Below are 5,100 nucleotides of genomic sequence, written 5' to 3'. Positions count from 1 at the left end.
ACCCGGGCCGGACGCGGCGGCGCCCGGCCCGGGTCCGGAAAAGCTCCGAGGGCCGCACCGGCAGGTGTGCCGGTCCGGCCCTCGCACGCCGCACGGCTCAGCCGCGGCGGTACGTCCTCACTGCTTCGCCCGCGGCTGCATGAACCGCACGATCACGCTGGCGGCGAGACAGAACGCCACCAGGGGGATCAGCCCCATGTCGAAGGCGTGCGGATAGTCGGCCGGCGCCCCGGCATCGAGCGCCGGGAAGAAGACGGCACCCACGAGGGCCACACCGATGGCGACCGCACCCTCCTGCACGGTGTTGGTGACACCGGAGGCCGCGGCGGCGTACTGCGGGTCGGCGCCCGCGAGGACCGCACCGGTCAGCGGGCCCGTGGTCATGCCCATCCCGATGCCGGCGATGATCAGCGGCGGGACGATCCAGAGGATGTGGCCGTCGGTGCCGATCCAGGACGCGGTCAGCCCCGACAGCACGTAACCGACGGCCAGCGTCAGCGGGCCCGCCGCGTACAGGCCGGGGCCCAGCCGCGCGGCCAGTTTCGTGGACAGCAGCGACGAACCGAAGTACCCGGCACCGAGCGTGAGGAAGACGAGACCGGCCTCCGCGGGCGACAGGCCCCTGCCCTGCTGCAGATAGAGCGCGAGCAGGAAGAAGAACGAGCCCATGGCCAGGAAGTACGTCAGCATGCCGACGAGCCCGACCGAGAACGAACGGCTGCGGAACAGCCCCATGTTGATCAGCGGGCTGAGATCCCGCCGGGTACGGCTCCTCTGCTGGGCGACGAACAGGGCACCCAGCGGCACCGAGGCCGCGAGCAGCAACCAGCTCCACAGCGGCCAGCCCTCCTCCTGGCCCTGCACGAGCGAGTACACGATGGCCACCAGTGCCGCCGTCGAGAGGAGCGCGCCGACCAGGTCGAGCCGGCCGCCCTCCTCGCCACGGGACTCGGGGATCAGCCGCGGAGTCAGGGCGAGCGCCACGACACCGACCGGCAGGTTGATCAGGAAGATGGTCCGCCAGTCCAGCCCGGCCACGTCCACCGAGATCAGGACACCGCCGATGACCTGGCCGAAGACCCCGGCGAGACCGATCACCAGGCCGTACACGACGAAGGCGCGGGCCCTGGCGGCCCCGGTGTAGACGACCCCGATGATGCCGAGGACCTGCGGAACCATCAGCGCGGCGGCGGCGCCCTGCAGTACCCGGAAGGCGATCAGCGCCTCCGGGCTCTGCGCCACCGCGCACAGCCCGGAGGCGATGGTGAAGCCCAGCATGCCCAGCGAGAACATGCGCCGTCTGCCGTAGAGGTCACCGAGCCGGCCACCGGTGATCATGGCCGAGGTGAAGGCCACCCCGTAGCCGATGATGACCAGCTGCGACTGGGCGTGATTGGCCCGCAGATCGACCTGGATGGTGGGCACGGCGACGTTGGTGATGAAGTAGTCGAGGACGGTGATGAAGGTGCCCACCATCACGATGGCCAGCGCACCCCAGCCGGGACTTCTCCCACCGGCCGGTAACGTCACCTCCGCTTCGATCCGGGCGTCGGACCTGGCGTCCGTAGTCATCGTGATGCTCCTTGTGGGGAATGTCGGCTGTTGTGCTGTGTCGTTGCGCACGGACAACAAGCGGCAGACCCCCGATCGCGGGAATCCGCCCGGTGCTGCCACCCGTGCCATGGGTCGGGCCCAGGCGCTGGCAGGCACCCTGTCGAGGAAGCAGCGGACGCCTGGACGACGTTCTCGCCGTCACTCACGCGCACTCCTTGCCGGCTCACGATTTACGTCAGGGCGCCGACCGGTCGCGCGAGGCTCCGGACACCACCGGACATCACTGTGACAGAGGCCGCTCAAGGCCCGCTCGAGAGCTGCTCGCGTCCCACTGTCCGCCCTCTTGCGCCCCCTGCGGCCCCTGTCCGCCGCAGGAACGCGGGAGGCGGGGCCCGGACACCCGGCACACCCCCCGTGACCACCCCGGCCCATGTCAGCCAGAGGTCAGCCGGGCGTCATAACGGATACGTACGGTCGGCCGCTCAGGACCGGCTACGCATCCAAGGACGTGTGATCATGGCGAACCTCGCCTGGCCAATGCCCCGTCAGTGCCCGATGGCCCCGCCCGCCGAGTACTCCGGGCTCCGGAAGAACCCGCCCTCCAGGGCGAACCTCCCCGACGGCGGCTGGGCCTGGCTGCTCACCAGCTACGACGACGTCCGGACCGCCCTGAACGACCCCCGGTTCAGCTCCGACGACGACAAGATGGGGCACGCCCGCACGCAGCTGCCCGACGACCGCAACCTCAACACCTTCTGGCGGATGGACGATCCGGAACACGGCAGGCTCCGCCACATGGTGATGACGGAGTTCACCGCCCGCCGCATCAAGGACTGGCGCCCCCGCATCCAGAACCTCGTCGACGGACTGCTCGACCGACTCGGAGGGCTCCCGCGCCCGGCCGACCTCTACTCCGAGTTCTGCCTGCCGGTGCCCACCCAGGTGATCGCCATGCTGCTCGGCGTACCGCAGGAGGACTACCGGACCTTCGCCGTGCAGAGCCGCAAGATCCTCACCCTGGACAAGCCCGAGGAGTCGTGGGCCGCCTACCGGGAGATGAACGACTACCTGGAACTGCTCATCGAGAAGAAGGAGCGCGAGCCGCAGGACGACCTGACCAGCCGCCTCATCGTCGACCGGATGCGGACCGGGGAGATCACCAAGGACGACCTCCTCTCCATGATCCGCTTCCTGCTCGTCGCGGGATACGAGACCACCACCAGCCAGATCACGCTCAGCGCTCTCACCCTCATGACCAGGCCCGACATCCGCAAGCAGCTGATCGAGGACCCGCAGCGCATCACCGCGTTCGTCGAGGAGTCGCTGCGCTTCTGGTCCGTCTCCCAGGACAACATCCTGCGCGTCGTCGACCAGGACATGGAATTCGCCGGCGTGCAGATGTCCGTGGGTGAACTGGTGGTCCTCGTCCTCCCCTCCGCCAACCACGACGAGCGGGTCTTCCCCGACCCCGCCGACTTCTCCCTCGACCGCGGCGAGAACCGGCACGTCTCCTTCGGATTCGGCACCCACCTGTGCCCCGGCGCCCCCCTCGCCCGCCGCGAGGTCGAGATAGCCATCACCTCGCTCATCGCCCGCTTCCCCGACCTGAGCCTGGTCGGCAGCCCCGAGGACCTGCCGTTCCGCCACCAGAGCCTCGTCTACGGCGTCGAACACCTCCCGGTGACCTGGTAACCGCACCACCCTTCCGGTGCCCGGCGCGGGACGCCGGGCGCTGCCGCACCCCCACCTCGCCGTGACCCGACCGGCACCGACCGAGCGGTAGGAGAAACCAGCTCATGACCACACAGGACAACGCGCCGGCCGCACGGACGAGCACCCGGCCGCCCGAGGCCCTGCCCGGATCCGTGGGCGGCGACATCGACGCCTACGTCGTCGCCCGCATGGCCTTCCCCGGACAGCCCCAGGAAGACCTGGCCGACTACATGGACCGGCTGCTGGCGACGATGACCCCCTTCGGAGGGCACATCCTCTCCCACGGCAAAGAGGTCGAGACCCTCGAAGGCGTCTGGGTGGGCTACGCCGTCATCCTCGGCTTCCCCGACACGGCGCATGCCCACGGCTGGTACAACTCGCCCGAATACCAGAAGATCATGCCCCTGCGCCGCCGCCACGTGGACGGCGAACTGATCGTCATCGAGGGCTGCCCGCCCGGCTACGACGCCAGCGGAGCGGCGGCCGCCATGCGCCAGGGAATCCTGGCCGGCGCCCCCGGGACCACGCCGCTCACCTGACCGCCGCCCGGCCCGCACGAGAGACCGACCACAGAGAGCAGACGCGAACCCATGTGTGCCAGACGCGCCGGACGGACCATCGACCTCCTGCGGCTCAGCGCAAACTTCACCCGTGACCCCTACCCGGTGTACGAGAAGCTGCGCGCACAGGGCCCGGTCCACCACGTGCGGCCTCCGGACGGCCCGGAGGTCTACCTCGTGGTCGGACACGAGGCCTGCCGCGCGGCCCTCACGGACCCGCGGCTCAGCCGCGACTGGCGCAACTCGGGCGACATGAGCCAGATCGTCAACGCCGCTCCGGACGACCCGAGCCTCGCCCACATGGCGCTCTCCGACCCGCCCGACCACACCCGTCTGCGGCGGCTGGTGACACGGGAGTTCACCAGCCGCCGCATCGACGGCCTCGCCCCCCGCGTACAGGAGATCACCGACAGCCTCCTCGACGACATGACGGCCGGCGGCAGGCGGAGGGCCGACCTCGTGGCCGAGCTCGCCCTGCCGCTCGCCATGACCGTCATCTGCGAACTCCTCGGCGTACCCGAACTCGACCGGACGTCCTTCCACCGCTGGTCCAACGAGATCCTGGCCCCCACCAGCCCGGAAGCCGAAGCCGGCGCGTACACCGAACAAGCCGCCTACCTGCCCCGCCTCATCGACGCCAAGCGCGCCGCCCCCGGCGACGACCTGCTCAGCGCACTGATCCACACGGTCGACGGGGACGGCGACCGGCTCTCGCCCGACGAACTCATCGGCATGTGCAGCCTGTTGCTCATCGCCGGCCACGAGACCACCGTCAACCTCATCGGCAACGGCACCCGCGCCCTGCTCGCCCACCCCGACCAGCTCGCCGTCCTCCAGGAGGACCCGACCCTCATCGACAACGCGATCGAAGAGATCCTGCGCTACGACGGCCCCGTGGAATCCGCCCAGGAACGCCTGGCCCTGCAGGACATCACCCTGGCCGGCACCCTCGTCCCCGCCGGATCCACGGTCCGCATCGTCCTGGCGGCCGCCGACCGCGACGCCGCCCGCTTCGACGCCCCCGACAGCTTCGACATCCGCCGCGAGACCAGCGGCCACATCGCCTTCGGCCACGGCCTGCACCACTGCCTCGGCGCCCCCCTCGGCCGCCTCGAAGGCCGCACGGCGATCCGCACCCTGCTGGAACGCTGCCCCGCCCTCGCCGCCGACGCGGACCCGGCCACCCTCACCTGGGTCCCGGGCATGCTCCTTCGAGGCGTGCGGGAGCTGCCCGTACGGTGGTGAAGTCCGCCGCACCGGCCGTGGCAGGGCC

4 protein-coding genes are annotated in these 5,100 nt (G+C 70.5%); 3 read left to right on the top strand and 1 reads right to left on the bottom strand.

The genetic code is table 11. The features are described 5' to 3' along the window. Positions 1 to 117: 117 nt before the first annotated feature. The gene (locus tag ACFCV8_RS35365) at positions 118 to 1,572 is read right to left on the bottom strand and encodes an MFS transporter (RefSeq protein WP_376689641.1); all 1,455 of its coding nucleotides are present in this window, start codon (positions 1,570 to 1,572) and stop codon (positions 118 to 120) included. A gap of 498 nt (positions 1,573 to 2,070) precedes the next feature. On the opposite strand from ACFCV8_RS35365, the gene ACFCV8_RS35360 reads away from it, so the two are divergent. The 3 genes from ACFCV8_RS35360 to ACFCV8_RS35350 all read left to right on the top strand — a co-directional run bounded on the left by ACFCV8_RS35360 (position 2,071) and on the right by ACFCV8_RS35350 (position 5,072). Next, a complete protein-coding gene (locus tag ACFCV8_RS35360) occupies positions 2,071 to 3,246 on the top strand; it encodes a cytochrome P450 (protein WP_376689640.1) in 1,176 nt (391 codons plus the stop codon). A gap of 104 nt (positions 3,247 to 3,350) precedes the next feature. Further along, positions 3,351 to 3,806: a DUF1330 domain-containing protein gene (locus ACFCV8_RS35355; RefSeq protein ID WP_376689639.1), complete on the top strand. Its 456-nt coding sequence runs from the start codon at positions 3,351 to 3,353 to the stop codon at positions 3,804 to 3,806. Positions 3,807 to 3,857: 51 nt separating this feature from the next. After that, a complete protein-coding gene (locus ACFCV8_RS35350; RefSeq protein WP_376689638.1) occupies positions 3,858 to 5,072 on the top strand; it encodes a cytochrome P450 in 1,215 nt (404 codons plus the stop codon). Positions 5,073 to 5,100 lie beyond the last annotated feature (28 nt).

Source organism: Streptomyces sp. NPDC056347 (assembly GCF_042262625.1).
GTDB lineage: Bacteria > Actinomycetota > Actinomycetes > Streptomycetales > Streptomycetaceae > Streptomyces.
The sequence above is the reverse complement of the archived record's forward strand: the minus strand, read 5'-3'. Positions and strand labels throughout refer to the sequence as shown.